This window comes from Bacillus sp. D386 (genome assembly GCF_006346415.1).
In genome coordinates this window covers 202,324-228,938 of the sequence record NZ_VEMV01000003.1, presented here as the reverse complement: position 1 = coordinate 228,938, position 26,615 = coordinate 202,324, and the positions used below count along the sequence as shown (strand labels likewise).

Genomic DNA, 26,615 nt, shown 5'->3' with positions numbered 1-26,615 from the left:
TAACATATTCTATGCCGACTGATTCTTTCTTTTCTTATAAAAGTGCAACAGAATGGTTGCGCCAAAAATCACAATGATAATGAAAAAGAACATAGTATGATCGATATGTAGACCAAAATTGGAACCAACCATTTTAACAGCAATAAAGGCAATCAAAATATAAGCAGCACTTTCAAGCTCTGGTATTCTATCGATTAACTTTAAGAATACACCTGCCACACCCCTCATCATTAAAACACCTAATATGCCTCCAACGAACAAAACCCAGACTTGATTACTTACACCAAAGGCAGCCAGTATACTGTCTACAGAGAATGCGATATCCATCAACTCTACGGATGCAACTGTCCCCCAAAAGTTACCGAACAATCGTTTGAGCAAGCCAGATTTTTTTACGTCCGGAACATCAGGAGTCGTTTCAAAATGTTTATACTTTTTGTAAAAATACTGAATGGAAAGCCATGCAAGATAACCTCCTCCAATCAGTTTCACCCACAAAATTTCAATTAAATAGACACCTACTCCTATAGCTAGGAAACGGAATAAATAAGCTCCAATCAACCCATAAAACAAAGCTCTTTTTCGTTGTTTTTCCGGAAGATCCTTTACCATTACAGCAAGGACGAGAGCATTATCGGATGATAGCAAGCCCTCCATCAGAACCAGTGTACCAATTAATCCCCAACTGACTGGGTCAGACAATACCTCTATCCACATCTGCCCATCAAAAAACATAGCGTATGTTTCTATTAACTGTGAAAAGAATTCATTCATGGTTGTCTTCATCTCCTGATTATTTTCTTTAACACAAAAAAGAAAATACGTTGATTACAACGTATTAACCTGAAAATAGTAATCTATCAATTAATGATCTGCTTAGCTAATCCACTTAGGAGGAGTGTTTTGACTCCAATAAATCCTTGCCATCGAGTGATGGGCGTCAAAATTATCTTTATATGTATGGTAATGAAATTCAAACCAATGGCCTTCTCCGGGCGGGTTCTCTCTCCTGACATGAAATCTGATGAGGTCTTCATTGGTTTCCCGATCATAAACATGAAATATTTTTTCACTTAAACCGCCGCTTGGCTTTTCTGATATCGCCATATTCAGCAGCTTTTCTTCCGGTACATCAGATGAAAATTCCTGCAAGGCGGATTCAATGTTCGGTAATACACTCGTATAAAATTCATCTTTTATATGGGGACCAATTCTACTCCCAAACTTTTCAAAGGATTGCTCCTCAGCGCGAAGCATAGCATACGATAAAAAATCACTTTGACTAAATACCGTTACAGGAGATTCGCTGCTTACATAATCAGTTTGGCCAATAACAGGATTGTTTTTGGCTTCTTTGACAGTACTTCCTTCATACCATTCCTGATACTGAGATGGAGATATAATTCCAAAGCTTAAAACAGAAAGCCCAACTACCAAGGATTTCTTAAGAATACTTGACCAATTTTTCAAATTAAAATCACCTGCCTATTCAGCAAAACGGGCTATTTCTTCACCCCGTTTTATTAATATTGGAAGAGCGAATTTTGATTTTTTTAACTATTCTAATTCTATCACACCAAAATGAAATTTTGCAGTTTTTCTTTTTTCAACGCTAAATCCAAACCGGGAAAATCGATCACTCCTGAAATGGTCCTTAAGAATAATCCTCTTTTTGGCAACTCTCTTGGCTTCCACTACTGCTTCATCTGTTAACTCCTTGTAGGAAGCAAATGAACTCAAAGACTGAATTCCAGCACTTTCAATGACTCTTTCTGTAAACATTGGATCAAAATAAACAACATCATAGGAGCGATCCTCAGCTTTTTTAAGAAAGGTTAAATAGTCTATGTTCACAGCTTCAATTCTCCCGGCAGCTTCGCCAAATTTCTCATTCTTAAAAGGATAATTTTGCAGTCCCTCCTTAATAACAAAGTAAACAAACGGATTTAACTCTAAAGCAGTTATTTTCCCGCTACTCCCTATGATATAAGAGGCAATCAAGGCATCCGCTCCCATACCAAGTGTACAATCAAGAATAGACATCCCTTGATTTAATCCGGCTGCCCTGACAAATGGATCCACTTCCCCTTTCTCAATTCTCTTCATACGGACTGCGGCCATATTTGGATGGAAAAATAATGGATCTATTCCATGCAGGTCATATAATTCTGTTTTGATCTTCCCCACTACCAGACATGGTTGGTTATAGTAAGATTGCAACTGTTTAATCGTTCTTTTATTGCGTTCAATATACGGGATCCCTAATTGTTCAGCTGTTCTTAATGCTTTTTGATTCAGCACATGATTCGTTTTTTCAATCGTAGTGACAAACACATAAAAAACTCCTTTAAAATCTGCAAGATTTCTTGTTGAGCAGGCTTCTTTAAATCTAAAGCGATAGAAACTTATTTACCCTCAGGCTCATATTAAAAAAAGGAATACTCATGTGAGCATTCCCTTACGTTTATTTACAATACTCAGAAAAAGCATTTAATAAATTCTCTTTAACGTCTTCTAAAGTATGTCCTTCAATCTCATGTCTTGGTATAAAATGAACCACTTCATTTCCTTTTAATAAAGCCATTGAAGGTGAAGATGGAACTTCCCCAAGATATTCTCTCATTCTGGCTGTTGCTTCTTTATCCTGACCGGCAAAGACTGTTACAAAATGATTCGGTTTAATTTCAGCATTTACTGCTTCTGCTGCAGCCGGTCTTGCCAAGCCGCCCGCACATCCGCATACGGAGTTGACTACAACCAATGTAGTACCTTCTGCCTTTTCCATAAATTCATCTACTTGTTCCGAAGTCGTTAATTCTTCAAAGCCTGCTTCAGTCAACTCTGCTCTCATTGGTTTAACCATTTGTCTCATATATTCTTCATATGCCATAGACATTCATAATTCCCCCATTCAAAGTCTTACATTTGTAGGATACATTAGATAGCTTACATGTGCAATCCATGTATTCCCTAATATTGTATGTAACATTACCTAATATAGATGTAAACTCCCCGTTTAAACAGAGGCATATACTCTTTCCTATGCTCAACTAAAGCAGCTGCCAAGTGATTCGACACTGCCTTCCTGATATGCTCTATTATTCTTGAACCTTGTTATTTTTTCTGGCTTCAGTCATTTGTTTCCATACAGACCCAAGGGCTTCATCACCATTTTTAATACGCTCACTGGCCATCTTCGCCTGCAGAGCCACTTCAAATTCTTCATCATTTTCCGCTTTTCGAAGCGCTGGCAAAGCATTTTCCCCACCAACCTCATACAAGTACATGGCCGCTCTCCAGCGTACTAGCTTACTTTTATCAGCTAAAGCTTCAATCATAGCCTGTTCAGCTTCCGGGAAGCCTAAATCAGACAAGCAGTCTCCCGCTGTTCTTCTGACCGTTACACTCTTATCTTTTAGTCCCTTATATAAATATGGCAAAACAATCGTGTCTTCAATCATTCCTAAATAGACCACAGCAAGCCTTCTGATAGATGCTTTTTCATCCTCCAATGCCTTATTGAGGAGTGGCAGATCCAAAACTTCCGGATCCTCCATCTGATCCAATGCTTGAAATCTGGCCTTCCAGTCTTCCTGATCCAAATCAGCTTCCGTAAGCTTTCTTCTTTTCACCTTAACGGGTTCGGACTTCTTGGTGGTGGTGTCCTGAGCGTCTGCAACAAGCTTCGCTAACCGTTCTTCTGGATATAAGGCGATGACTTCATCCATCACCTCTTTCCCAATCTGCTCAAGCTCCCCGTAACGATTGCCAAAATCAATCCATTTTCGGATCAACACAGCATTATCATCCTCAAGCTGAGATACTTGGAAAGCATCCATAAATGCTTTCGGCATAGCCCATCGTTTTTCTTCCAGGTCACTATTTGCTTTAATCTGGATAGGTATCCCTTTAAAAACTTGAATTTGGACCTTCACCTCTCCAAATCCTTTGCCTGTATCAACTGGATTAGCTCCAGTTTCTTCAACTGTCTCACCGAAAACGGTTCGAACCTGTGCCAATATACCAGGCCAATCATATTTAGCATTTCTTTCAACCGCCAGGAAGTCTGCTACATGGTATACACCTTTAACACCTTCAATATGTAAAATTTCTTTTATAAATGAAGGTGCGGTATCAATCGTATCCTTTTTATAATTCGTACTTTTACCAGCCGGCAATTCTTCATTTAAGATAACCTTCATCGTATTCGGGCTCGGTGTAGGCTCAATTGAGACAATCCTCATCATAAAATCCCCCTGATCTATTTATCTAGGGGGATTGTAGCATATCTATCAAAATATTTACATACTTACGATTTAGCCTTCTTGTATTTCTGAAAGATAGGACCATCGTTCAATCAAATGCTCCAGTTCTTCATTTAATTGAATTTCTTCCTCAGCTAATTTATTCGCCAGTTCAAAATCACTGCCTGCTTTATTTAGTTCGGCAGCGACTTCCTCCAGTCGTTTTTCAACCGCTTCTATTTTTTCATCGATGCCTTCCCATTCTCTCATCTCATGATAGGATAGCCGTTTTTTCGTTTTTGTCTCTTCTGCACGTTTTATTTTAGGAGTTGACTCTTTCTCAACGGCAGTTGCAAGTCTTTCCTGCTCCTGTTTCCATTCCAAGTAATCACTTGCCTGCCCATAGTATTGCTGAATCTGTCCATTCCCTGTAAATACCCATAATTTATGACATGTTTTATCCAAGAAGTATCGATCATGTGATACGGTTATAACAACACCCGGAAAATGCTGAAGATACTCTTCCAAAACAGTTAATGTCTGAATATCCAAATCATTTGTCGGTTCGTCCAATAAAAGTACATTTGGAGACTCCATCAATATCTTCAATAAATAAAGCCTTCTTTTTTCTCCGCCTGAAAGCTTCCCGATGACCGTCCCATGCGTATGTGGCTCAAAAAGGAAACGTTCCAGCATTTGTGCGGCCGAAATTCGCTCACCATCTGCAAGCGTGACCGCTTCACTTGTTTCCCGGATATATTCAATCATTCGCTTATTGAGTGGTAAATCTTCATTTTCCTGAGTATAATAGCCAATCAATACCGTAGAACCCCGATCAATTGAGCCACTAGTTAAAGACTCAGAACCGGCAAGCATTCTTAATATGGTTGTTTTTCCACTGCCATTGGCTCCAAGGATACCAATTCGATCTCCCTTTTGTAAAATGACAGAAAACCGATCGATTAAGAGTTTATTTTCATAGGATTTTGAAAGATTAACCAGCTCCAACACCTTTTTCCCAAGTCTGGTTGAAGCAACATCCAAACTTAAATCGTCACTTGCATTACCAGCATTCGCTTCCTCCTGCAAGGATTCAAAGCGCTGAATTCTCGCTTTTTGTTTCGTCGTTCTCGCTTTTGCCCCTTTCCGCATCCAGGCCAATTCCTGTTGGAACAGCCTTGAAACTTTATGAGCTGATTTTGCTTCCATCTCGTCTCTGATCGCTTTGATTTCTAAAAATTTCTCGTAGTTTCCGTCATAAGAATGCAATTGCCCCTTATCAAGCTCCCAAATCTTTTTAGTCACGGCATCTAAGAAATATCGATCATGAGTTACAAATAAAACCGAGCCTTGATATCCTTGGATATACTCCTGCAGCCACTCGATACTGTCATAATCCAAATGGTTTGTCGGCTCGTCTAAAATAAGCAAATCTGCTTTTTCCATTAATGCTTTAGCTAAAGCACAACGCTTTTTTTGCCCTCCGGATAAAGAACCCATTCTAACATTAAGGTCTTTGATTCCTAGCTTATTTAACATAATTTGTGCATTTGAATGGATCTCCCAGCCACCGTTTGCATCCATTTCACCCTGCAAATGAAACATTTTATCAAGAAGAGCTGAATCATTTGGGGACTCCTTCATATGTTCCAATAGCTCTTCGTACTTTCGTACAGTTTGAAATACAGGTGAGTCATTTCTATAAATAAAGGCTGATACCTTTTCATCTTCGTTTACTTCAACATTCTGTCCTAGATATGAAATCCGGTAATCCTTTGGCTTATCAATCAATCCCCCGTCCATTTCTTCAATGCCGGCAATGATTTTTAACAGTGAAGATTTCCCTGTTCCGTTTAAGCCGATTAAACCAATTTTTTCGTTTTCACTTATGCTAAAGTTAATATCCTTAAAGAGAGTCTTCTCTCCGTATTCCTTTTTAATGTCGATTCCTTTTAATACTTTCATTCCATCATATCCTTTTTAAACTGTTCTAAAAACAACAAGATAAATTGATGACGTTCTTCTGCCAACCTTTTACCTGTACGTGTATTCATCAAGGTTTTTAATAGTAGTAATTTATCATAAAAATGCGTGAATGTACTAGGGGCAGAATCATCCTTCGGTAAATAAATAGGATGCCCCTTATGACTGCCATATGCGAAAGCACGGGCTATACCAATGGCTCCCAATGCATCCAGACGGTCCGCATCCTGCACAATGGCTGCTTCAGGGGATAAGCCCTCTCTTAAACCCTCACTAAATGAGATACTGGAGACATCCCTTTTAATCTTTTCCCTAATTTCTTCATTTTTCACATTAGATTCGAGCCATTCGCTAAGTACCGCTTCTCCCGCTTTTTTTGTCCCATTTAATTTGGAATCGGATAGATCATGCAGTAGGGCAATCAGTTCAATTAGCTCAGGATCGCCTGTTTGCTCGGTTTGATAGATTAATAAGGATAGCCTTCTGACACGATCCATATGCTGCCAGTCATGGCCCGTTGTATCGTTAATAAAACGTTTTTTCACGAATTCTTCCGCTGCTTTAATAGCTTCGCGCATAATAAACTCCTTTACTTTTCTATCCATCCGATTCCTACTGTTTCAACGCCTGCGTGAAGGCAAAGGGCAGTCCCGAGCGGATGTATCGTAATTGATAATTCCTCACTGATTCTTTCAACCATCCGGACCCAATCGCTTGTTTGACTGATCTGTTTTCCATACAGCATAAAAACTTCTTCAATCTGGGAGGACCCGAGGGATTGTTTTAAATAGGATTGGATTTTTTCTGTTGCCTTTTTCCATGTACGAACCTTGGTTTTAATCTGTAGACTTCCTTCCTGGAAGGTCACAATTGGCTTTATATTTAAAAGACTTCCCAGGTAATAGCTTGAGGTGTTAAGCCTGCCGCTATTATGAAGCTGCTGAAGAGATCCTATCCAAACATACACTCTTAACTTAGATTTAAGCGCATGGATTGCTTCCACAACTTCTGTAGGTTCATTTGAAGTTTCCCATATTTTAATAGCTTTCTTTATCAATAACGTCAATGGATAAGCAAGATAATGAGTATCCACATTAAAAACCGGGATATCCACCAGCTCGGCAGCTTGAACACTTGTAGAATATGTACCGCTTAATTTATCAGAGATATGAAAGGAGAAGATAGAGTCATAGGTATCAGCCAACTTGTCGTAAAGCTTTTTGAAATCGCCAATCGATGGCTGCGATGAGGTAAGAGTGGATCCCTTTTCTATGTGTTCAACTAATTCATCGGTTGTTAGATCTACACCATCCAAATAAGACTTTCCATCAATTATCATATGGATCGGTAAAACATAAACATCTTTATTGGCTCTAAGTTCATCATCTAATACAGCAGAGCTGTCTGTTACCCACGCTACTTTTTTCATCATGCAACCAACCCCCATACCTCATGGAATACATAACCGATAAATGGCGTTACTCCTATTATAACCAAAAGCGTTTTTAAAAAGATACAAATATAAGACCTCTCCTTTGCTAGGAGAGGTCTGTCCTATAATAAATCAACGATACTTTTCTCTACTTCAGAAAGTTTTGTAGAGGGTGCAAAACGTTTTACAATCTTTCCATTTCGATCAATGAGAAACTTTGTAAAGTTCCATTTAATCGCCTTGGAACCCATCACACCAGGGGCCTGTTCTGTTAAATAATTAAATAATGGATGAGCTTGGTCTCCTCTTACATCCACTTTTGCGAACATAGGAAAGGTAATTCCATAATTAGTTCGGCAGAATGAATGGATTTCCATTTCATCTCCGGGTTCTTGATTCATAAATTGATTGCACGGAAATCCAAGAATAACCAAGCCCTGCTCCTTATATTTTTGGTAAAAGGATTCTAACTCTTTATACTGTGGAGTAAACCCACATTTACTGGCAGTATTCACAATAAGCAGGACCTTCCCCATATAACTTTCAAAGGAAACTTCATCTCCAGTGATTAAGTTAGCCTTAAAATCATAAATGTTCATCATCTTCACTCCCGCTAAAAATACATGACTGATCAAGTTTTACTTTCGTTCAAAAAAATCTAACCTTCTGCTTTCAGTATATGATGGATTTGGCTGACATAGGTATGTAATTGATCAATTTCATCCTCATAAATTGGCTTATCCTGCTTAATTTCAATCGTTACGAATGGATCTTCATGTTTAAATCCAATCGGAGTATGTTTAAAAACCCGGTAATGATACCCTTTATCCCAGATCTGCTTCAATATATGAATATTGCGGAGAGGATGCTCAGGATCGATATATCTAAATTTAATTTTAAGATCACATCCCGGCTCGCGTTTCGTTATGGATGATAGCTTTTCTGACGAGAAAGCTTGTAAACCTGCACTTAAAGAAAGTGTACATTCAACCGCTTTTTCCATCGAAGTATCAAGCCTTGTACTAATCTCAAAAATTCTTGACATATAGGCTAAGTCAACATAATCATGCCTGTCTATGATGGCTAACTCGCCTTCTAAGTCTAAATCATAAAAGGCACCTTCAACTACTACTTTCAGGTTTTCAAAAACTGATGGATCAAACATGAGATCACCCCCATTTTACATAATCTACCTACCCTTATTAAAACAATCCGACCGCATTGCCATTCTCGTCGACATCCATCTTTAAAGCAGCTGGTCTTTTAGGTAATCCAGGCATTGTCATAATATCTCCAGTAAGTACCACAATAAAACCTGCTCCTACAGAAGGCTTTAGCTTTTTGATATACAATGTAAATCCTTCAGGCCTGCCCAACAGACTTGGATTGTCCGATAATGAATACTGGGTTTTAGCCATACAAACAGGGAGCTGCCCCCATCCTTCTGATTCATATTTATGTATTTGTTGCAGAGCTTCAGGAGAATATTCAATCTTTTGTGCCCCATATACAATTTTTGCGACTTTTTCAATTTTCTCTTGAATGGAATCCGTTGATTCGTATAGACGTTTAAATGTATTGGTATTCTCCTTCATAAGGTCTTCAAGTTTTGCTGCAAGGTCCAATCCGCCCTGCCCACCTTTTTCCCACACTTCTGTTAAAGAGAAAGGTAATCCATGTTTCTGACATAAAGTATTGAATCGTTCCACCTCTGCATCAGTATCTGCAGAAAATTTATTTAAAGCGACGATAAAAGGCAATCCAAAAGCTTGAATCGTTTCACAATGCTTCACTAAATTCTGGAACCCTAATTCAATCGCATTTAGATTTTCCTCTTTTAATTTATCCGATTGTACGCCACCATGCATCTTTAAGGCTCTTAATGTTGCCACGATAACGACAGCATCCGGAGTAAGATCAGCAGCGCTTGTCTTAATATTCAAGAATTTTTCTCCGCCAAGGTCCGCACCAAATCCTGCTTCTGTAACACAATAATCAGCTAGCTTAAGGGCTGTTTTTGTAGCAAGTACACTGTTGCATCCATGTGCAATATTTGCAAACGGACCACAATGAATTAGCGTAGGCGTATGTTCAATAGTTTGAACCAAATTAGGCTTTAAAGCATCCTTCAACAATAAAGTTAGTGCACCCTCTACACCCAAGTCTGAAACAGAAACAGGTGTATCCTGATAGGTGTATCCAATCACAATCTTCCCTAATTTATCTTTTAAGTCATCTAAATCTATCGCGAGACAAAGAATTGCCATGATTTCAGATGCTACGGTTATATCAAAGCCATCTTCACGGGGAATTCCGTGCTTATCCCCGCCAAGCCCGATTACAATATGCCGAAGGGCACGGTCATTCATATCAAGGACCCTTTTCCAAATAATTTTCCGTGGGTCAATCTGCAGTTCATTTCCCTGCTGAATATGATTATCAATCAGAGCTGCCAGTGCATTATTTGCTGTTGTGATGGCATGTAAATCACCAGTAAAGTGCAGGTTAATTTCGTCCATTGGGAGTACCTGTGAATAACCGCCGCCAGTTGCACCTCCCTTTACACCCATGACTGGTCCAAGAGAAGGTTCTCTCATCGCTATCATTGCTTTCTTTCCAAGAAGAGAAAACGCATCTCCTAGACCAACGGTTACCGTTGATTTCCCTTCCCCTGCTTTAGTAGGATTGATGGAAGTAACGAGAATTAATTTCCCATCCTTTTTGGTGCTGCGGGATTTTAACACATCAAGAGAGATTTTCGCCTTGTATTTCCCGTAAGCTTCCCAATCTTCTTCCTTTAATCCAATCGTTTCAGCAATTTCTTTTATGGGTTTCATTTTTGCATTTAAAGCAATCTCGATATCACTTTTTACAATTGTGTCCAAATTCATGCTGAGCCCCCTAAAAATCAATAGTCATAATTAGTTTAACAAAAAATATATATCAAACACACATTATTATTTACAACCTCTCAAAAATATGAATACAATGGTAATATTATTTAATATTTTGAAAATTTAAACAAACAAGGAGGTCCATATCTTGCCGATTACGATTCCAAATAAACTACCCGTCAAACAAATTTTAGAAGAAGAAAATATTTTCGTAATGGATGATAACAGAGCTCTTAGTCAGGATATCCGACCTTTAAACATTCTCATTTTAAACTTAATGCCTGAAAAAGAGAAAACCGAAGCACAGCTGCTTCGATTACTAAGCAATACTCCTCTGCAAGTCAAAATAACCTTTTTACGAATGGAAACACATGAAAGTAAAAACACACCCCATACACATTTGGAACAATTCTACTCAACCTTCCCCGAAGTATCAACGAAGCGCTTCGACGGCTTAATTATTACTGGAGCGCCGGTTGAAAAGCTAGACTTCGAGGAAGTTCACTATTGGAATGAGCTAATCAACATAATGGATTGGTCAAGGGAGCATGTAACCTCATCCCTTCATATATGCTGGGGAGCCCAAGCAGCCCTATACCATCATTTTGGAATATCAAAGCAATTATTAAATAAAAAATGTACAGGCATCTATAAGCATAAAGTATTGAAACCATTCGAAAGCCTTGTAAGAGGATTTGATGATGTTTTTTACGCTCCGCATTCAAGATATACAGATATTGAAGCAGAAGAGATCCGCAATCATGAGGAGTTAATCGTCTTAGCAGAATCGGAGGAAGCAGGTTTGTTCCTGGTCGCTTCTAAGGATAAACGATTAATTATGGTAACCGGTCATCCAGAATACGATTTGGCTACCTTGTCCCATGAATATAAGCGTGACTTATCAAAGAGCTCAGGTGCCCCTATTCCTCAAAATTATTTTCCTGAGGACGACCCGCTGCAGCTCCCATTTCATACATGGAAAAGCCACGCAAGTCTTCTATTTTCTAATTGGCTGAATTATTATGTCTATCAGACGACACCTTACCAGTGGAAATAATGATAAGTATTCTTACAATAGAAATTCTTATATAAAATATAAAAGACAGCCTATCAGCTGTCTTTTTCTTCTAATATCCAATATCCTCTTATACTTCATTAATAATCTTAACGATTTCAATATCCCTAAATGCCATTAAATCTATGATTCCCCTTTCAGTCTTTATTAAAGACTTAAGTGGATTATATCGATTTATGAGAAGAATCGAACCATATTCGCCATTATTCAGCTTTACTTTTTTGCCCACCAGCGCCTGAAGCAATCTATCCATGAAAACCAATAAAATATGAGCATCTAATGTTCCATATACATCATTCTGCATTTGTTTGATGATTAAATAAAATGGTGTTGCTTCGTGATAAACTCTTTCTGAGGACATCGCATGATATATATCTGCTATGGCGACAATCTTAGCAAAGTAATGAATTTGCTTACCCTTTAATCCATGAGGATACCCCATTCCATCTTCTCTCTCATGGTGCTGCAAGGCAACAATGGCAGCCGAATCAGGGATATGGTCGAGACTACTTAATAGTTCATGCCCATAGACGGTATGTTGTTTCATTATATTATATTCCTGAGAGGTAAGTTTACCTGATTTATCTAAGATGTTCTCCGGAACCATGGTCATGCCGATATCATGCAAAACAGCAGAAATCATAAGGTCTTCCAGCTCATCTATAGGCAATCTCAGCCATCTCCCGATTAGACCGGATAGAATTCCTACGCAAATGGAGTGCCAGTATGTATACTCCTCTTTACGTTTAGTTTGATGAAGCAATTCAAAAATTCGCGGACTCGATGATGCACTCTTGATAACAGGGATAATCTCCTGTTTAACCCGATTGACGGAAATTTCTCCACGTCTCTTTATATCCTTAAATATATGCCGAATATCCGTACATGCCTGATCCATGCAAAAAGAAACCTCTTCTGTCGTCATCATTCGGAATTCCCCATTATCTTTGATAGAAGGTGTTTTTTGTTCCACCTTATCTCTTATTTCTTTTTGTAATTGATTCATATAAACTCTTTCCAGCAAATAATTAGAAAAACCATTATGATGTGTATCCATCAGACACCCCGACATATGTTTTCATTTCATTTTAACAATTATACCATATTTACCCAATTATCCAGTCACCTCTTAAAAATTTTCAATATTTTTTAAAATCCATTTTGACACTGTATATTTGAATGTTGTATATTGAAATTATCATGACTTATCTAAAGTTTATGATAAATAGTAATTGGCTTTTGAGCCACAGTTTTAGGAGGAATAAATCTATGCAAAACGGTAAAGTAAAATGGTTTAACAACGAAAAAGGTTTTGGTTTTATCGAAGTTGAAGGCGGAGATGATGTATTCGTACATTTCACAGCAATTCAAGGTGAAGGATACAAATCTTTAGAAGAAGGCCAAGAAGTTACTTTCGAAATCGTAGATGGAGAAAGAGGACCTCAAGCCACTAACGTACAAAAAGCCTAATAATGAACCAAAATTAACAGCCGCCTATTGGATAGGCGGCTTTTCTGTTTTCTTATTTAAATTTCCGCCTATATGTTTCAAGGATTCACCAACTGTACACTGATTGATACAAAAACGGTGTGCATGAGTACGGCCGTTATCCCGAACAAGCTGTTTGTGTAGAAAGCAGCCATCACAATACGTACTTAACAAAAAATCAACCTGTTTAAGAGCATCTTTTTTCCCCTTTTTCTTATTCATCGATAACATCACCCCATTTTTGGTAATTCAAGTTGACTGTCTATCTCAATTCCCTCTAGTGCCTGTGTTGCCAGCCGATGTGCTTCCTCATTATCTTTTCTTGGAACTGCCATTGTCTCAAAGTGCAAGCCAAGATTCTTAAGCTGTTCTTCGATCCGATCCAGCCACTTATTTAAATTTTCTTCATAACAAGGCCATTCTCCTGTTAATTGTTTCAATACGACCTGAGAATCCCCTTTTATCATAACTTTTTGATGTTTAACTCCCAGTTCATCAAGCCTTTTGACAGCTGCTAATAATGCACAATATTCCGCTTCATTATTGTCCTCTATATAATCAAAGACTTCATTGCTCCGTATGCGAAACCTTTTATTGTTTTGTGTGTAATAAATCGCAATGCCAGCTCCTGCAAAGGTTTCACCCGGTCTGTGACTTCCATCAAAATAAATCGTTACATTCTGTGGGGTTTCTTCTATTTCCTCTGTCAGCTTTTGAAACTGTTTCTTTGTCCATTCTTGTCCCAGTTCATCAATAAAAATGAAATCTCGCCATCTTCCCGTGCTTTCGAGATCATTGACAAGCCTTAAAGCAAATTGACTTTCCATTTCTTCTGATGTGAAGGTTATAGGAGGTATTTTGGATTTATTGTAGATACCCTTTATTGTTACGTTCATTTCTTTCTCCCTTCCCAATCCTTTATACAATTAATTCATTATATATAAATTATCCTGATACCACTAAAACTATGACAGTAGACATTTAATAAAAATTCATGTACTTTTTAACTTGAAAGGATGTTTTCTTATGATAGAAGTATATGTAGATGGCGCAGCTAAAGGAAATCCAGGTCCAAGCGGTGCCGGTATTTTTATAAAAGCAGATGGTGAAGTCCACCGATATTCCATACCCCTTGGCATCCATAATAATCATGAAGCTGAATACTTAGCCTTGATCCATGCTTTGAAGATATGCCTGGATAAAAATTACGATGTCATCTCTGTTCGAACCGATTCAAAACACGTGGCGGATGCAATGGAAAAAGAGTATGTAAAAAAAGAATCCTTTAGACAATTACTCAATCAGGCACTGGAGCTTTCGTCTCAATTCTCCTTATTTTTCATCAAATGGATTCCAGAATCGCAAAACAAATCAGCTGATCTGTTATCCCGGCAAGCTGTGCAAATGAACGAGCAGAAATAATCATTCAGTTGAAACGGTATGGAATAAAAATAGAAAAGAGGAAAAATCATTGTCGCAAGGGCTTATCCATCATATTGAAATCAATGTATCAGATTTAAATAAATCCATTGACTTTTGGGGCTGGCTTCTAGCTGAATTGGGATATGAACTTTACCAGGAGTGGGATAGTGGACAAAGCTTTAGAATAGGGGATACCTATATAGTCTTCGTTCAGACAGAGGATAAATATATGGATATTCCTTATCACAGATGTGGAACGGGATTAAACCATTTGGCGTTTCATGCCGAATCCAGGCAACAGGTAGACGATCTAACAAAGAAATTAAAAGAAAAGTATATATTAATTCTTTATCAGGATCAACATCCATTTGCAGGTGGGAAAAATCATTATGCCGTTTTTTTCGAAGATCCTGACAGAATTAAAGTTGAATTAGTAGCACCCTAACCTTCCTTAGGTTAGTTGTTCTAATGTATAGTAGTTGAAATTGTAACCCTAGAACATCTTGCCAACTATTTAGGGGGAATTTTTTAGTAAGTCATAAAATAAAAAAGACATATGGTTTAATAGCCACAAAAAAATACCTTGATTTATTGAAATCAAGATACCTGTAAGCCATGTTCCTTCATTAATTGATTTGCTTCTTTTCTGTTGGAAACTTTACCATTCACCAAGGTTTCCAGCAGTGATATATAAAAACCTCCATCAAATCTCTTTTGAGCTTTCAATGTATTTTCCAGTGCAATGTTTACGATCCAGTCTGGTGCTGAAGTCAACTGTTTTCCAAAATAGATAAATCCTATTGCCTCTTCTCCAAGACGAAATCCTTTCGAAGATAATCTACAAATATAGTCTTCTAATTTTTCCATGTATCCCCCAAACACACTCCTTCACAAAATTACTCTTTTATTGTAAAACATTTTTAAAAAGTTGAATACAGGTTTTTGTCGAATTGTCTGAAAAAGGTTGATCACCCAGGTGACTTTTACAACTGAATTAACCCTTCCCTTATTTCCCGGTATCCAATTTTAATAAATATTCATCAATGATTTTTTTATGGCTTTTAACGATTCTTCCCGGTAATTCATGTGGATAAAAGAATTCAAACTTTATAGATTCACTTTCATCTACAACTAATTCACCTTCGTATTCATTTGTATAATACGCAATCGTGACACAATAGAATTCATCTCCATTAGCAGCCTTTACAAAATACTCCGGTCCGGAATATACATTAATAAAATGCAGCTTGCCCAGCGTAAGGCCGGTTTCTTCTGTCACTTCACGTCTGGCTACTTCTTCGGTCGTTTCTCCCAGCTCCATTAAGCCGCCTGAGAGCCCCCATGACTCCTTCGGAAATTTTCTTTGCTGCAACAACAGCCTGCCTTCCTTGTCAGAAATAACGACGACTGATCCAACTAATATTAAGGGACGATGACCCACAATAGCTCTTAAATCTTCAATATAGCCCAATCTCATCTCTCCTTTTATTTACCGCTCTGTAATACTAATCAATGTAACAGCGAAGATTTTGCATGTTTATATGAATCAATCAAAAAAAAAAAAAATCGAGCCCTAAACCTTCAGGCATAAAGCTCGATCATGACTACTCAATATATTTTTAGCTGACACGAATTCTTAATTCTAATTCTTCCAGTTCATCAGCCAAAATATCATGATTAATCTCATACATGAGATGTTCATGAGTCCAATCCTCAAATACATCTATTTGACATATAATTTGGGCCAATTCTTTGCTTATAAAGGCTGATTCCTGTCCTGCCGCCAGCTTTTTCTTGCATCGATTGAATTTTGGATCTAATAATTCCAGCTGTTCATATAGCCCCTCCAGCGTTTGGTAATGCTGGATAAGTGGTAAAGCTGTCTTTTCACCAATACCAGGACAGCCCGGAATATTATCACTTGCATCGCCCAGCAGTGCTTTTACATCGACCCATTGCGCTGATTCTATTCCATAATCCTCACGAAAATCTTCAATGGTATAAACACGATCTCCTGTTTTACTGGCAATAATTTGACTCGTATGTTCATTCAGCAATTGAAACAGGTCACGGTCATTACTGTAAATTAAGCATTTCCCCATGTTATTCGTACTCCACATAGTAGAAATCGCACCGATTACATCATCTGCTTCATAGGAAGGCACAGACAGCTGCTTAACGCCAATCCGTTCTAGACTTGAACGCAATGTTTCATATTGCATAATGAGCGGTGCCGGCAATTCTCCGCGTGTCGCTTTGTAAAAATCAAATTTTTGTCTGCGGGACGATTCTTCGCGCTTTACATCCCAAGCAACAGCTAAATGCGTTACTTGGTGAGTTTTAATAAGGCTGAACATTTTTTGAAAAAACACGCGCAGTGCATTGGTATAAATCCCATTTTTATTTCGATATAATTGATCTTCTGTTTTCCCATAAGCAGTTGCAAAATAACCTCTGCTAAGTAAGTTAAAACCATCTATTAATAATAATGTATTGGTATTTTGATTCATCCTAATCCCCCTGATGTTCTGATTCTCTGTTATCAGATTGTACCATATCCGGGCCTTATTCTCTTCTTAAAAATTTCCCATCAAATCAATTTACTGGTCCGTTTCTATTCTGTTTTCCGGATAGGATATCCAATCGCTAAAGCTGCCGGCATAGATTTTCACATTCGTAAAACCTGCTTCCTTGAGTGCAATATAATTAGGAGTTGCTGTAATACCGGAACCGCAATAAACAATGATTGGCTCATCTTTGTTCAAGTGATTAAAACGGTTTTCCAACTCTGGTACAGGCAAATATTTACCGTTCCTGAAATTTTCAGTCCAATCCATATTTATTGCACCGGGTATATGCCCAGCTTTATGATCAATCGGCTCATGGATTCCTTTATAGCGGTCTGATTCTCTGGAATCTATTAAATAACCTGGTCTATCATTCTCTGCCCAGTCTTTCACTTCAGGGTAAGTGACTAATAGATTCTTATTCATGACAGGGGCATAATCTGTTGGTGTCAGCACAGGAATATCCTCGGTTACTGGATATCCTTTCTCCAGCCAAGCCTTTAATCCTCCATTAAGTACATATACACGCTCATATCCAAATAATTGGGCTGTCCATAGAAAGCGACCGGCAAAAGCTCCCTCGCCGCCATCATAAGCAATAACGGTTGTCTGTTCATGTATACCGATGGCTTTCATTAGTTCAATAAAGTCTTCTCTCGCAGGAAGCGGGTGTCTTCCTCCATGTTCCTTAATTGGACCGGATAAATCCTGAGCAACATCCATAAAAGCAGCTCCCGGTATATGGCATTCTCTATATTGTTCTCGTCCCGCTGTTTTATTGGATAAATGGAATTGGCAATCGATGATACGTAAATCAGGATCACTCAAATGTTCAAATAACCATTCAGACTCTTTTACCAGCTGCAACTGCATTCTCCTCCTCCGATTCTAAAATTAACTTGATTTGCTTTTCAGCCTCCAGGTAAATTTGAGGATTAGATTTCTTGTTTAATGTCAATTCCATACTTTTCAATCGTTCATTGCCTTCGGTTTTCATCTCCTCAATTAATGAAAGACTTATATACTGAATGGCTGATTCAAAATACTCAAACAATTTGTTCTGTTGATCTGTATAATAAACATCTAGATAGTCGTTTAACTTCTCCAAAAAGGCATCAGCCATTGGTTTTCTACCATTCTTTTCAAAGAAATGCTGGGTACCCTTGAAAAGTCTCAGTTCTTCTTTGAAATCATCTGCCGTTAAATTTAATAGCGCTCGGTCGGTATTATATTCGTTTTGTAAATCTGACTTAGGCTCACTGAATGACCAATCTTTATGGATGGTTTGAATCTCTTGAACTAACTGGACATAGGTATCATGCATGGTCTTTTTGACCATAACCTCTAAACGCAAGGATGTAGCCTGTATTTCATTGGCCAATTCAATTCTGACTTGATCAAGTAAACGATTCGTACAGGCTAAAAGGGACTGCCGATGGTCCTTTAATGTACCGGGATTAAAAAATTCTTTAAAATAATTCGGGAAGTTCAGGTTAATCCTTTGCTTACTATAATGAATCAATTCTTCTGTTTCCTGCTTCATCCTGGCCATTTCATGAGTAAATCTTTTTTCATTTAATATCGCTAACACTCGCTCCCAGTTTTCATGCAATTGGACACGTCTTTTCGTCTTCTGCTCCTCGGTTTCATTGGACAGCTCGACAAGTCGACTGGTAAGCTGAAGTGCCTTATCCAAATCCAGCATAGCTGCATTAACTAATATACCTTTAAGCTCCTCCTGAATAAATGAATAGAAAGCTGATTCAAAATGGGAAAACAGCTCGATATATGCCTCATTTCCTGAATTGAGTTCTTCAGTCCTTTGTTGTAGCGCTGCACGGCTTGAAATTGGATAAATCCGTGGATGATGGATTCCTGAAGTTTGCAATTCACTGCGTAAATAATCCTCAACCACCTTTCTCTCCTCCAGATTTTCAGCCAAATCAGCCGCATTCAAAAGGAAAAACATCTTATCCATACTGAATGAATCCTTAACCCGTCCCAGTTGATCAAGGAAATTTCGGTCAGCCCGTGCGAATGGGTGATTATAATACGTAATAAAGCAAATCGCATCTGAATGCTTTATATAATTGAAGGAGGTACCTGTATGTCTCGCATTAACAGAATCCGCTCCGGGAGTGTCAACTAAAATAACGCCTTTTCGCGTTAAATCACAGTCATAATATAAATCAATGCGTTCGATAAAGCATGATTTTGTTTCATCTATTGCATACACAGAAAACTCATCCAATGAAACGGCAAAACTTTTACCAAGATTTTCTTCAAAGGAGTCAATCCCCTTTAAAAATGCCTCCAGGAAAGAAACCTTTAATCCTAGCGCATAGCTTTGTTTCTTGAGCATGGTTTGCGCCTGTTTCCTTGCCATCGCTAGATCCTGTACTTTTAAACCATCCTCAAACCACAGTTCATTTAAATCATCGAGCAGCATGGTCTCAGTCTTAGCATGAATGGTAGCAGTACCATGTTTATGTAGGCTCGTTGGCGGCAAAATACGATTAATGACAGCGGTAGTAGGATTCGGTGAAACGGGTAAAACGTTTGCTCCTAAAAGTGCATTGGCAAATGAGGATTTCCCTGCACTGAAAGCACCAAAGAGAGCTAAAGTGTAAGTTTGATTCATCAGTGAATCTGCCCTATTTTTCAGCTCCTGCGCTAATTTCTCAAGACCAGGTAAGTGGTTCAAAGCCTGGGAAGCTTTTTGCAGCTTTAAAGCCACTTGCTCAGATGTATAAATCGGCTGTGCCGTCTCCACTTTTTTTATTATCCGTTCAGGCTTTGGCTCAGGTTCAATATCTTTAACTTCTTTAATATCCATCTCCACAATTGAACCCTCTTTTTGCTGGCTTTGCAGGAATTCCATGACTTCTGTAAGGTTATATCTGGATCTTTTAGTCAACTCATTCATAATTTTATCTTTATAGCTCCGCTGATTAGTCAGCTGTACTTGCCAATCCTGCCAAATGTGAAGAATAGAATGGTCCGATTTTAATTCCTCCTTCACCCGGGTGAGACGCTGCTCTCTTTCCTCTTCCCACTGACTCACCAAGGTATTGAAAAGAGTTAACGCTTGCTTGCCCGCAGCTTTTTTAATGGAAGATGCCAAATCCTTGGAAAAATTCAACACCAAGTCACTGGTAACAGAAGCTAACTGATCTACCTCAATGATCGTTTCATAGGGAATATCATAGTCGAATGACTGGATGATATTCTGACTCTCCTGTTTGTGTCCTGGATAATCGTTCATCATTCTTTGAAAATATTCATTTAAATTCCACAAAATTGTCGATTCAGTCTGCTGTTTAATATTTTGAATCAGATTAGCTTTACGAGTTTCTTTTTCTTGTTCTGTTTTACTTTTTCCAAATATTCTCCCGACTTTAAAAGATGTAACCATTGATTCCAAATATGATTTCGCCAGTTCCCTGGATTCATATGGAGTGATATTGCTATTTTCGATAATATGCCCAATTTGTTCATCAAATTTATCTTCCTCATGCTCACGGAAATTAATAATGCTTTTACTAAATTTTTCAGCAGAATCAATAATTTCTAACAAGTGATGATTCTGTTTGTCATGCAGCTGCTGCTCCAGATGATTTCTGGCTTGATTGGAATCCGCTTCTTTCCAATTTAGATGCTCCGTTATTAAATGGTTAAGAAGTGAATTCACATCATAAGCTGGCGCAATATCAGCTAATTCAGCTATTTTTTCAGTTACACGGTGAGCTTGGTTAAAGGGATGATCCTCCGCTTTCATAGTAGTAAAGTAAAACTCTTCTACTGGTATATCCCAATCCTTAAAAGCTTGCTTTACACTTTGTTTAAGAGATGTAAAAGAAAGCTCATCCTCCTGATGTTTATCGATTTGATTAATGATGACATATATTCTTTTCCCCATACGTGCCAGATCTCTTGTAAACTGAAAATTTATTTCTGACTGAATATGATTGTAATCGGTCACATAAAAAACCGCATCTGCCAGATGAAATGAGGAGGCAGTCGACAATTCATGGGCTTCATCAGTTGAGTCAATCCCTGGTGTATCCAATAAAACTAAGTTGTCTGCATACGGAAAATTCTGAATCATCAAATCGATTTTTTGGATGGAACCTCCGTTTTTCGCAAATTCTTTAATTTTGTTAAAATCAATTGGCGGCTGAAAGATTAGACATTTTTGATCATTTAAAGTGACCCTGGCTTCTCCATTGCCGCTCCTTATTTTCACGATATTAGCACTTGTCGGAATGGGACTGGAAGGCAATATCGGCTGTTTCAAAATATAATTAATAAGCGTAGATTTTCCGGCCGAAAAATGTCCGCAAAATGCCAAGCTATACTCATTATCATTAACCTTATTCATAATATCGATCGTTTTTTGTGCCCGTACTTGATCCCCATCTTGTTCAAAGTACTTATAAATAGCGTAAAGCTGGTTAAGTGTTACTTCCCTTGTATGCAGTCTCATACTTATCCCCTTATTAATAATCATTTATCTATCTATTTTATCGAAAATTGGAATAGTTGCCCATAAATATCTATTTTGGTAAAAAAATAAGTTCAGACTTTTGTCTGAACTTACATACTTTGATTAGCTTGTGATTGAGCTGCTATAACTTTAGGATTTGCTACATTATTTAAAACATGAACCATGACTCCGCTAAAGGCTGTTACCGTTGCACCTACAAATACCCAAATCATCATCATGCACCTTCCCTGTCATGTAGTTAATTGATAACGTCTCTCATTATAGTTCCAGTGTATCATCAATGATAATCATTTTCAATCAAAATTCTGTTCAAAACAGATATTACCTATACACGCCTGTGCTTTATGTAAGTTCTAAACAACAGGTAAACAATCTCCCCTGAATACCAAGACAGATTGTTCATGATTTATCCGGTTAATTGCCGCTCTTCTTTTCGTTATGCTGAATCGTTATAAAAATTTCCTTCAATCGGTCCTGTCCACAGACATGGCAGACTTTCAGCATCTCATGTAATGAATGGCAATGAATACAATAATACTTTTTCATATGGTGTATCCACCTTTTTTACATACAGTATATGTAATATGGGGGGTGCTGGTTCCTCATTTAGAGTATATTAATTCATTTCTCTTTGTTCATTATTAAAACTGTAAACCACGCCAAAAGGCGCATTATATCAATGCATATGCCTATTTACTTTTATCTGTTCTAATTTCATGTAAATTGTACAGGAATAATATTGACGACCTACATATGATGATTCTGATTATATTTTAATAAAAGGAGTGAACTTTGTGAGTGATGAAAAGAATCAATCCCCACAGTTGATCCCTCAGCAGCTTATTAATTTACTAGTAAGTGATCTTTTTCGAAAAAATGGAATTAACGCTGAGAAGGCTAAAGAAAAGTTATCCGATGAACAAAAGCAAATGATAAAAGAGTTAGTTAGTGATTTGACCAACCAGGTGGAAACATTTGTAAAATCCTCATCAACCGAGGATAACAAAAGCAATGAAAAATGATCATTTTAAAACGCCTGATTAGCAGGCGTTTTTTTTTTTCGATGGACAAACACATTTGAGCTTTTTGTCCAATCAAAACAAAGGACAGCCTCATATTTTATAAAGACCAAATCACAAAGGAGTGGTAGAAAAATGTCAAATTATTTTGGTGACAATTGTGAAAGGGAAAGGGATGAGGAAAAGCGGCACACGGCAGAGATAGCCCAGGACGCTGATCAGTTCACTTCTGAAATCCAAGAATCAGATGAATTAATCATTATCAAGGATTCAGGTAACGTGTTTGTTCAAACTACAGAAACTCAAGCAGCAGTGTCCCTCCAATTAGCTTTGCAACTCGCAATCGCATTGGTAATTGAAATTTCAATTGCAGATTCAGATGATAGCGATGGTGTTGTTCAAGACCTTCTTCAGCACTTTAATTCTGAGCAAAAGAGTGTACAAAAAATTCATATCGAAAATTCAAGGGACGTTAGGGTTACAACTACTGACACAGATATCTCTGCAAACCTTCAAGTAATGCTAGAAGCACTTCTAGCTATTGTAGCCAGATTAGATATCGCGTAAATTCAAAAAATAAAATAAGAGGTGAGAAGAAAAATGAGTGAAAAGAATTGGAGAGCATTAGACAATTTCAAATGTAAAAATGATGATGCGGAAGTCACCCAAGAGGCTGATCAAATCACATCAATCACACAGCAATCCTATGAATGGATCGTCGTCAAAGATTCAGAGGATGTAGAAGTGCATACAACAGATACTCAAGTGGCATTATCTTTACAAGCAGCTATTCAAGTAGCAATCGCAATTGTTATTAGTATATCAGTTGGGGATAATGAAGCCGGCAAAGGGGTAGTTCAAGATTTAAAACAATTTTTCAAATCTAAACAACGAAATACCCAAAAAACAATTATTACTGGTTCAAAGTGTGTAAGGGTCGAAAGTACGGATACTCAAATAGCTTTAAATATACAAGTATTGATCCAAATTCTTGTGGCTATTGTTGCTAGACTAGATATTGGATAAAGATGATGCTCAAGATACTAAAGATGGATAACCTGTATAATATAGTAAAAAGACATGACTAGCTCATGTCTTTTTACTTTTTAATCACTATTTTGAAATAAACTCTTGGAAATTTACTAATAAGCCGGTCACTTACATTTTCGCCATTCCCCTGCCTTCTAGCAGAGTTATGCTCTATCAAACAAATATCACTTGATTCTTCACATCTATTTAATTATTCTTTACTTTGTTGAACAAAATGAATACTACCTTTTCAGTGGACACGCGGACAATCCAACAGTTTTTAGGCATTAAAATAGATAAACTTACCTCAAAATAAATCGAATTAATAAACTATTTCTTCCTTATTTTGAATCAGTGGACTATCTTTTTGGGTCTTTTTGAAGATTACATTAAACAATAGATTTAATCCTATCGCAGTTACTCCTCCAGCCACAATTCCGTTTTCAGTCAGGATTTTCAATGTATCTGGCAGATTAGCAAACATTTCCGGAACAACAGATACCCCAAGACCGATTCCGCAGGAACAAGCAATAATCAGCAAGTTTTCCTGAGAGTGAAGGTCTACTTGACTCAGCATTTTAATACCTGCTGCAACCACCATTCCAAACATGGCTACCATCGCTCCGCCCAGTACGGATGAAGGTATAATTGTCGTGATTGCTCCAATTTTTGGGCTGAAGCCAATCAGGACTAGAAATGCACCTGCCGTATAAATCACATTGTTGGAACGTACACCGGACATTTGGATTAATCCAACGTTTTGAGAAAATGTCGTGTAAGGAAGAGAGTTAAAGATACCACCGAACACAATCGCTAACCCTTCTGCCCGATAACCTTTAGCAAAATCCTCTTCTTTTAAATCCTTTTCACAAATATCAGATAAAGCAAGATAAACACCTGTTGATTCTACTAAGCTAACAAGTGCCACGAGAATCATCGTAATTATTGGTGCCCATTCAAAGGTTGGCATCCCGAAATAAAAAGGAGTAGGAGTTAGGAGTGCATCGGCATCGATTACAGCTTGGATGTTCACCTTTCCCATGAAAGCTGCTGCGACTGTACCTGCAATTAATCCAAGTAAAATAGAGATGGCTCTTATAAAACCTGTTGAAAACTTATAAAGAATAATAATAAATAGCAATGTACCAAATGCCAACAGGATATTAGATGTTGAGCCAAAATCACTCGAGCCTTCCCCACCAGCCATATTATTCATAGCTACCGGAATCAAAGTCATCCCAATAATCGTTACCACTGATCCAGTCACAACCGGAGGAAAAAATTTCAACAGCTTACTAAAATACTTACTTACCAAAATAACAAACAATCCTGATGCTAAAATAGCTCCGTATATAGCCGGTATTCCGTATTCTCCTGCAATATCAATCATTGGACCCACTGCCGTGAATGTACAGCCTAGGACAACAGGCAACCCGATACCAAAGAATCGATTCTTCCATACCTGCAAAAGTGTCGCAATTCCACACATCAGAATATCGATTGAAACTAAATGTGTTAATTGCTCCGGGGTTAAGCCAATACTTCCACCAACAATCAAAGGTACTACAACTGCTCCGGCATACATAGCTAATACGTGCTGGATACCCAGTGAAGCGGTTTTCCATTTATTCATTTGCATTGGCTGTTTCCTCCTCCAAAAAGATTACTTTATTTTTTTCAAGGGATTGGATACGAGCGAGTGATTCTACCCGATATCCTTTATCTCTTAAAATTTCACCGCCATCCTGGAAGGATTTTTCAATAACAATTCCCAGTCCGGCAATTTTGGCGTTCGCTTGGTTCACAATATCAACCAAACCAAAAGCAGCTTGTCCTTTAGCCAAGAAATCATCAATGATTAATACAACATCTTCTTCATTTAAAAACTTTTGGCCAATGCAGATCGTATTTTCTTCTTTTTTCGTAAATGAATAAACAGTGGACGTATATAAGTCGTCTTGCAGGGTCAATGATTTTTTCTTGCGGGCAAAAATAACTGGGACCTGAAGCTCAAGCCCTGCCATAACCGATGGAGCTATTCCAGATGACTCAATGGTTAAAACTTTCGTAATCCCAGCATCCTTAAACCTCTTCGCGAATTCTTTACCTATCGCCACCATTAATTCAGGATCCAGTTGATGATTTAAAAACGTATCTACCTTTAGGACCTCACTTGAAAGGACTTGCCCTTCCTCCATAATTTTAGCTTTTAACAATTTCAACTTTTACTCCTCCAATCCCTTGCTTCAAATAAATGAACAAATAAAAAGGACCTACAAATTGTCACCTACCTAAAAGTGGGTACAACAATTCATAGGTCCTTTATATCCGGACAAATATGAACAGCGCATTATTAACTCGGGCGCTTGTTTCCCACTCATAGTCAGATTATTTCGGTGGCGAACCACACTGGTAATCTGGTAGAAACTCGCAGGCCATATCCCTGCTATTATATGAGTGCGTATGTAATTAGTATGTTGAGAATTATATCAACAAAATACTCGTTTGCAAAGTGTTTTTTCGTCAAAAACTACTTTTATATTGTCCAATATTTGTGTCCAAATAAAAGACGAATCTTCTATAAAGAAACTGTTTTTCACAATTCAGCCATATTTATTTCATTCATCCTACCCATAAAACGCTTGTTATATCAATTTTACACTATTAATACAGTAATAACCTTATTGGTGAACGATTTGTGAAAATGAAATAACTATCATCCATTTCCAATATTATCTAGTAGAATATACTCAAAGCACATTTCCATTATTTTCGAGAGGGGAGAAAAACGTGGCAAAAACTAAATTAAACGTACCCGTCAAGGTTAAGAAGAACGAAGAAACTAATCTTTCCGGAACATTGATTTCTGTCTTAACACTTGGGGCATTCATTTTAATTGTATGGGCAAGCGTTTACTTTTTATTTTTAGATCGTTTGTAGAAGAAGGGAGAGATT

31 protein-coding genes and 1 riboswitch are annotated in these 26,615 nt (G+C 37.8%); of the genes, 8 read left to right on the top strand and 23 right to left on the bottom strand.

The window, feature by feature from the left end; all coding sequences use genetic code 11:
• Nucleotides 1-9: 9 nt before the first annotated feature.
• The 11 genes from FHY45_RS09965 to FHY45_RS09915 form a co-directional block, all read right to left on the bottom strand.
• Nucleotides 10-774 carry a TerC family protein gene (locus FHY45_RS09965; protein ID WP_139891783.1) on the bottom strand — a complete coding sequence of 255 codons (765 nt, stop codon included), beginning with the start codon at nt 772-774 and terminating at the stop codon, nt 10-12.
• Nucleotides 775-876: 102 nt separating this feature from the next.
• Nucleotides 877-1,470, bottom strand: a complete 594-nt coding sequence (locus FHY45_RS09960; RefSeq protein WP_139891782.1) for a YpjP family protein — start codon at nt 1,468-1,470, stop codon at nt 877-879.
• Between the two features lie 87 nt (nt 1,471-1,557).
• A complete protein-coding gene (locus FHY45_RS09955; protein WP_139891781.1) occupies nt 1,558-2,334 on the bottom strand; it encodes a class I SAM-dependent methyltransferase in 777 nt (258 codons plus the stop codon).
• A 130-nt stretch (nt 2,335-2,464) separates the two neighbouring features.
• Nucleotides 2,465-2,896: a BrxA/BrxB family bacilliredoxin gene (locus tag FHY45_RS09950; RefSeq protein ID WP_066107248.1), complete on the bottom strand. Its 432-nt coding sequence runs from the start codon at nt 2,894-2,896 to the stop codon at nt 2,465-2,467.
• Nucleotides 2,897-3,098: 202 nt separating this feature from the next.
• Entirely contained in the window at nt 3,099-4,244 is a 1,146-nt protein-coding gene (locus FHY45_RS09945; protein ID WP_139892005.1) for a conserved virulence factor C family protein, read from the bottom strand.
• Between the two features lie 72 nt (nt 4,245-4,316).
• On the bottom strand, nt 4,317-6,209 hold the full coding sequence (locus tag FHY45_RS09940; RefSeq protein WP_139891780.1) for an ABC-F family ATP-binding cassette domain-containing protein: 1,893 nt from the start codon (nt 6,207-6,209) through the stop codon (nt 4,317-4,319).
• On the bottom strand, nt 6,206-6,832 hold the full coding sequence (locus FHY45_RS09935) for an HD domain-containing protein (protein WP_257469019.1): 627 nt from the start codon (nt 6,830-6,832) through the stop codon (nt 6,206-6,208). The genes FHY45_RS09940 and FHY45_RS09935 overlap by 4 nt, the downstream gene beginning before the upstream one ends.
• The gene (locus FHY45_RS09930) at nt 6,817-7,659 is read right to left on the bottom strand and encodes a DegV family protein (RefSeq protein ID WP_180349946.1); all 843 of its coding nucleotides are present in this window, start codon (nt 7,657-7,659) and stop codon (nt 6,817-6,819) included. Before FHY45_RS09930 ends, FHY45_RS09935 begins: the two co-directional genes overlap by 16 nt.
• Before the next feature lie 122 nt (nt 7,660-7,781).
• A complete protein-coding gene (locus FHY45_RS09925) occupies nt 7,782-8,258 on the bottom strand; it encodes a glutathione peroxidase (RefSeq protein ID WP_139892004.1) in 477 nt (158 codons plus the stop codon).
• 59 nt (nt 8,259-8,317) lie between these two features.
• Entirely contained in the window at nt 8,318-8,824 is a 507-nt protein-coding gene (locus tag FHY45_RS09920; protein ID WP_139891778.1) for a hypothetical protein, read from the bottom strand.
• A 37-nt stretch (nt 8,825-8,861) separates the two neighbouring features.
• Nucleotides 8,862-10,550 (bottom strand): formate--tetrahydrofolate ligase, encoded by a 1,689-nt coding sequence (locus FHY45_RS09915; RefSeq protein ID WP_139891777.1) that lies wholly within the window; start codon nt 10,548-10,550, stop codon nt 8,862-8,864.
• 151 nt (nt 10,551-10,701) lie between these two features.
• On the opposite strand from FHY45_RS09915, the gene metA reads away from it, so the two are divergent.
• Nucleotides 10,702-11,610 (top strand): homoserine O-acetyltransferase MetA, encoded by a 909-nt coding sequence (metA, locus tag FHY45_RS09910; protein WP_066107265.1) that lies wholly within the window; start codon nt 10,702-10,704, stop codon nt 11,608-11,610.
• Nucleotides 11,611-11,698: 88 nt separating this feature from the next.
• Here the strand turns inward: metA and FHY45_RS09905 are convergent, their stop codons facing one another.
• A complete protein-coding gene (locus FHY45_RS09905) occupies nt 11,699-12,685 on the bottom strand; it encodes an HD-GYP domain-containing protein (protein WP_180349945.1) in 987 nt (328 codons plus the stop codon).
• Nucleotides 12,686-12,897: 212 nt separating this feature from the next.
• Between FHY45_RS09905 and cspD the strand changes: the two genes are divergently transcribed.
• A complete protein-coding gene (gene cspD / locus FHY45_RS09900; protein ID WP_066107270.1) occupies nt 12,898-13,098 on the top strand; it encodes a cold-shock protein CspD in 201 nt (66 codons plus the stop codon).
• 24 nt (nt 13,099-13,122) lie between these two features.
• On the opposite strand, the gene FHY45_RS09895 is transcribed toward cspD, so the two are convergent.
• Both FHY45_RS09895 and FHY45_RS09890 read right to left on the bottom strand, forming a co-directional pair.
• Nucleotides 13,123-13,338 carry a zinc-finger domain-containing protein gene (locus FHY45_RS09895; protein WP_066107273.1) on the bottom strand — a complete coding sequence of 72 codons (216 nt, stop codon included), beginning with the start codon at nt 13,336-13,338 and terminating at the stop codon, nt 13,123-13,125.
• 8 nt (nt 13,339-13,346) lie between these two features.
• The gene (locus FHY45_RS09890) at nt 13,347-14,012 is read right to left on the bottom strand and encodes a reverse transcriptase-like protein (protein ID WP_139891775.1); all 666 of its coding nucleotides are present in this window, start codon (nt 14,010-14,012) and stop codon (nt 13,347-13,349) included.
• Nucleotides 14,013-14,142: 130 nt separating this feature from the next.
• On the opposite strand from FHY45_RS09890, the gene FHY45_RS09885 reads away from it, so the two are divergent.
• Both FHY45_RS09885 and FHY45_RS09880 read left to right on the top strand, forming a co-directional pair.
• Complete coding sequence (locus tag FHY45_RS09885) at nt 14,143-14,538, top strand: reverse transcriptase-like protein (RefSeq protein ID WP_139891774.1); 396 nt, start codon at nt 14,143-14,145, stop codon at nt 14,536-14,538.
• Nucleotides 14,539-14,587: 49 nt separating this feature from the next.
• Nucleotides 14,588-14,983 carry a VOC family protein gene (locus FHY45_RS09880; protein ID WP_139891773.1) on the top strand — a complete coding sequence of 132 codons (396 nt, stop codon included), beginning with the start codon at nt 14,588-14,590 and terminating at the stop codon, nt 14,981-14,983.
• Between the two features lie 152 nt (nt 14,984-15,135).
• Here the strand turns inward: FHY45_RS09880 and FHY45_RS09875 are convergent, their stop codons facing one another.
• The 7 genes from FHY45_RS09875 to FHY45_RS20915 form a co-directional block, all read right to left on the bottom strand.
• Nucleotides 15,136-15,405, bottom strand: a complete 270-nt coding sequence (locus tag FHY45_RS09875; protein ID WP_066107287.1) for a DUF6123 family protein — start codon at nt 15,403-15,405, stop codon at nt 15,136-15,138.
• Between the two features lie 139 nt (nt 15,406-15,544).
• The gene (locus FHY45_RS09870; protein ID WP_066107291.1) at nt 15,545-16,009 is read right to left on the bottom strand and encodes an NUDIX hydrolase; all 465 of its coding nucleotides are present in this window, start codon (nt 16,007-16,009) and stop codon (nt 15,545-15,547) included.
• 148 nt (nt 16,010-16,157) lie between these two features.
• Entirely contained in the window at nt 16,158-17,048 is an 891-nt protein-coding gene (locus FHY45_RS09865) for a 5'-3' exonuclease (protein WP_066107294.1), read from the bottom strand.
• A gap of 90 nt (nt 17,049-17,138) precedes the next feature.
• Nucleotides 17,139-17,978, bottom strand: a complete 840-nt coding sequence (locus tag FHY45_RS09860) for a sulfurtransferase (protein ID WP_139891772.1) — start codon at nt 17,976-17,978, stop codon at nt 17,139-17,141.
• Nucleotides 17,950-21,591: a dynamin family protein gene (locus tag FHY45_RS09855; protein ID WP_180349944.1), complete on the bottom strand. Its 3,642-nt coding sequence runs from the start codon at nt 21,589-21,591 to the stop codon at nt 17,950-17,952. The genes FHY45_RS09860 and FHY45_RS09855 overlap by 29 nt, the downstream gene beginning before the upstream one ends.
• Nucleotides 21,592-21,701: 110 nt before the next feature.
• On the bottom strand, nt 21,702-21,827 hold the full coding sequence (locus tag FHY45_RS20920) for a hypothetical protein (protein WP_257469018.1): 126 nt from the start codon (nt 21,825-21,827) through the stop codon (nt 21,702-21,704).
• Nucleotides 21,828-22,026: 199 nt separating this feature from the next.
• Nucleotides 22,027-22,158, bottom strand: coding sequence for a hypothetical protein (locus tag FHY45_RS20915; protein ID WP_257469017.1), 132 nt, complete (start codon nt 22,156-22,158; stop codon nt 22,027-22,029).
• A gap of 248 nt (nt 22,159-22,406) precedes the next feature.
• On the opposite strand from FHY45_RS20915, the gene FHY45_RS09850 reads away from it, so the two are divergent.
• The 3 genes from FHY45_RS09850 (at nt 22,407) to FHY45_RS09840 (ending at nt 23,657) form a co-directional block, all read left to right on the top strand.
• A complete protein-coding gene (locus tag FHY45_RS09850) occupies nt 22,407-22,634 on the top strand; it encodes a spore coat protein (protein ID WP_139891770.1) in 228 nt (75 codons plus the stop codon).
• Nucleotides 22,635-22,766: 132 nt separating this feature from the next.
• Nucleotides 22,767-23,198, top strand: coding sequence for a spore coat protein (locus FHY45_RS09845; RefSeq protein ID WP_066107304.1), 432 nt, complete (start codon nt 22,767-22,769; stop codon nt 23,196-23,198).
• A 33-nt stretch (nt 23,199-23,231) separates the two neighbouring features.
• On the top strand, nt 23,232-23,657 hold the full coding sequence (locus tag FHY45_RS09840) for a spore coat protein (RefSeq protein WP_066107306.1): 426 nt from the start codon (nt 23,232-23,234) through the stop codon (nt 23,655-23,657).
• 325 nt (nt 23,658-23,982) lie between these two features.
• On the opposite strand, the gene FHY45_RS09835 is transcribed toward FHY45_RS09840, so the two are convergent.
• Nucleotides 23,983-25,299 (bottom strand): nucleobase:cation symporter-2 family protein, encoded by a 1,317-nt coding sequence (locus FHY45_RS09835; protein WP_139891769.1) that lies wholly within the window; start codon nt 25,297-25,299, stop codon nt 23,983-23,985.
• Nucleotides 25,286-25,882, bottom strand: a complete 597-nt coding sequence (locus FHY45_RS09830; RefSeq protein WP_139891768.1) for a xanthine phosphoribosyltransferase — start codon at nt 25,880-25,882, stop codon at nt 25,286-25,288. Before FHY45_RS09830 ends, FHY45_RS09835 begins: the two co-directional genes overlap by 14 nt.
• A 138-nt stretch (nt 25,883-26,020) precedes the next feature.
• Nucleotides 26,021-26,137, bottom strand: a riboswitch (purine riboswitch).
• A gap of 313 nt (nt 26,138-26,450) precedes the next feature.
• Here FHY45_RS09830 and FHY45_RS09825 point away from each other — a divergent pair.
• Nucleotides 26,451-26,600 carry a cytochrome c oxidase subunit 2A gene (locus tag FHY45_RS09825; RefSeq protein WP_066107311.1) on the top strand — a complete coding sequence of 50 codons (150 nt, stop codon included), beginning with the start codon at nt 26,451-26,453 and terminating at the stop codon, nt 26,598-26,600.
• Nucleotides 26,601-26,615: the final 15 nt, after the last annotated feature.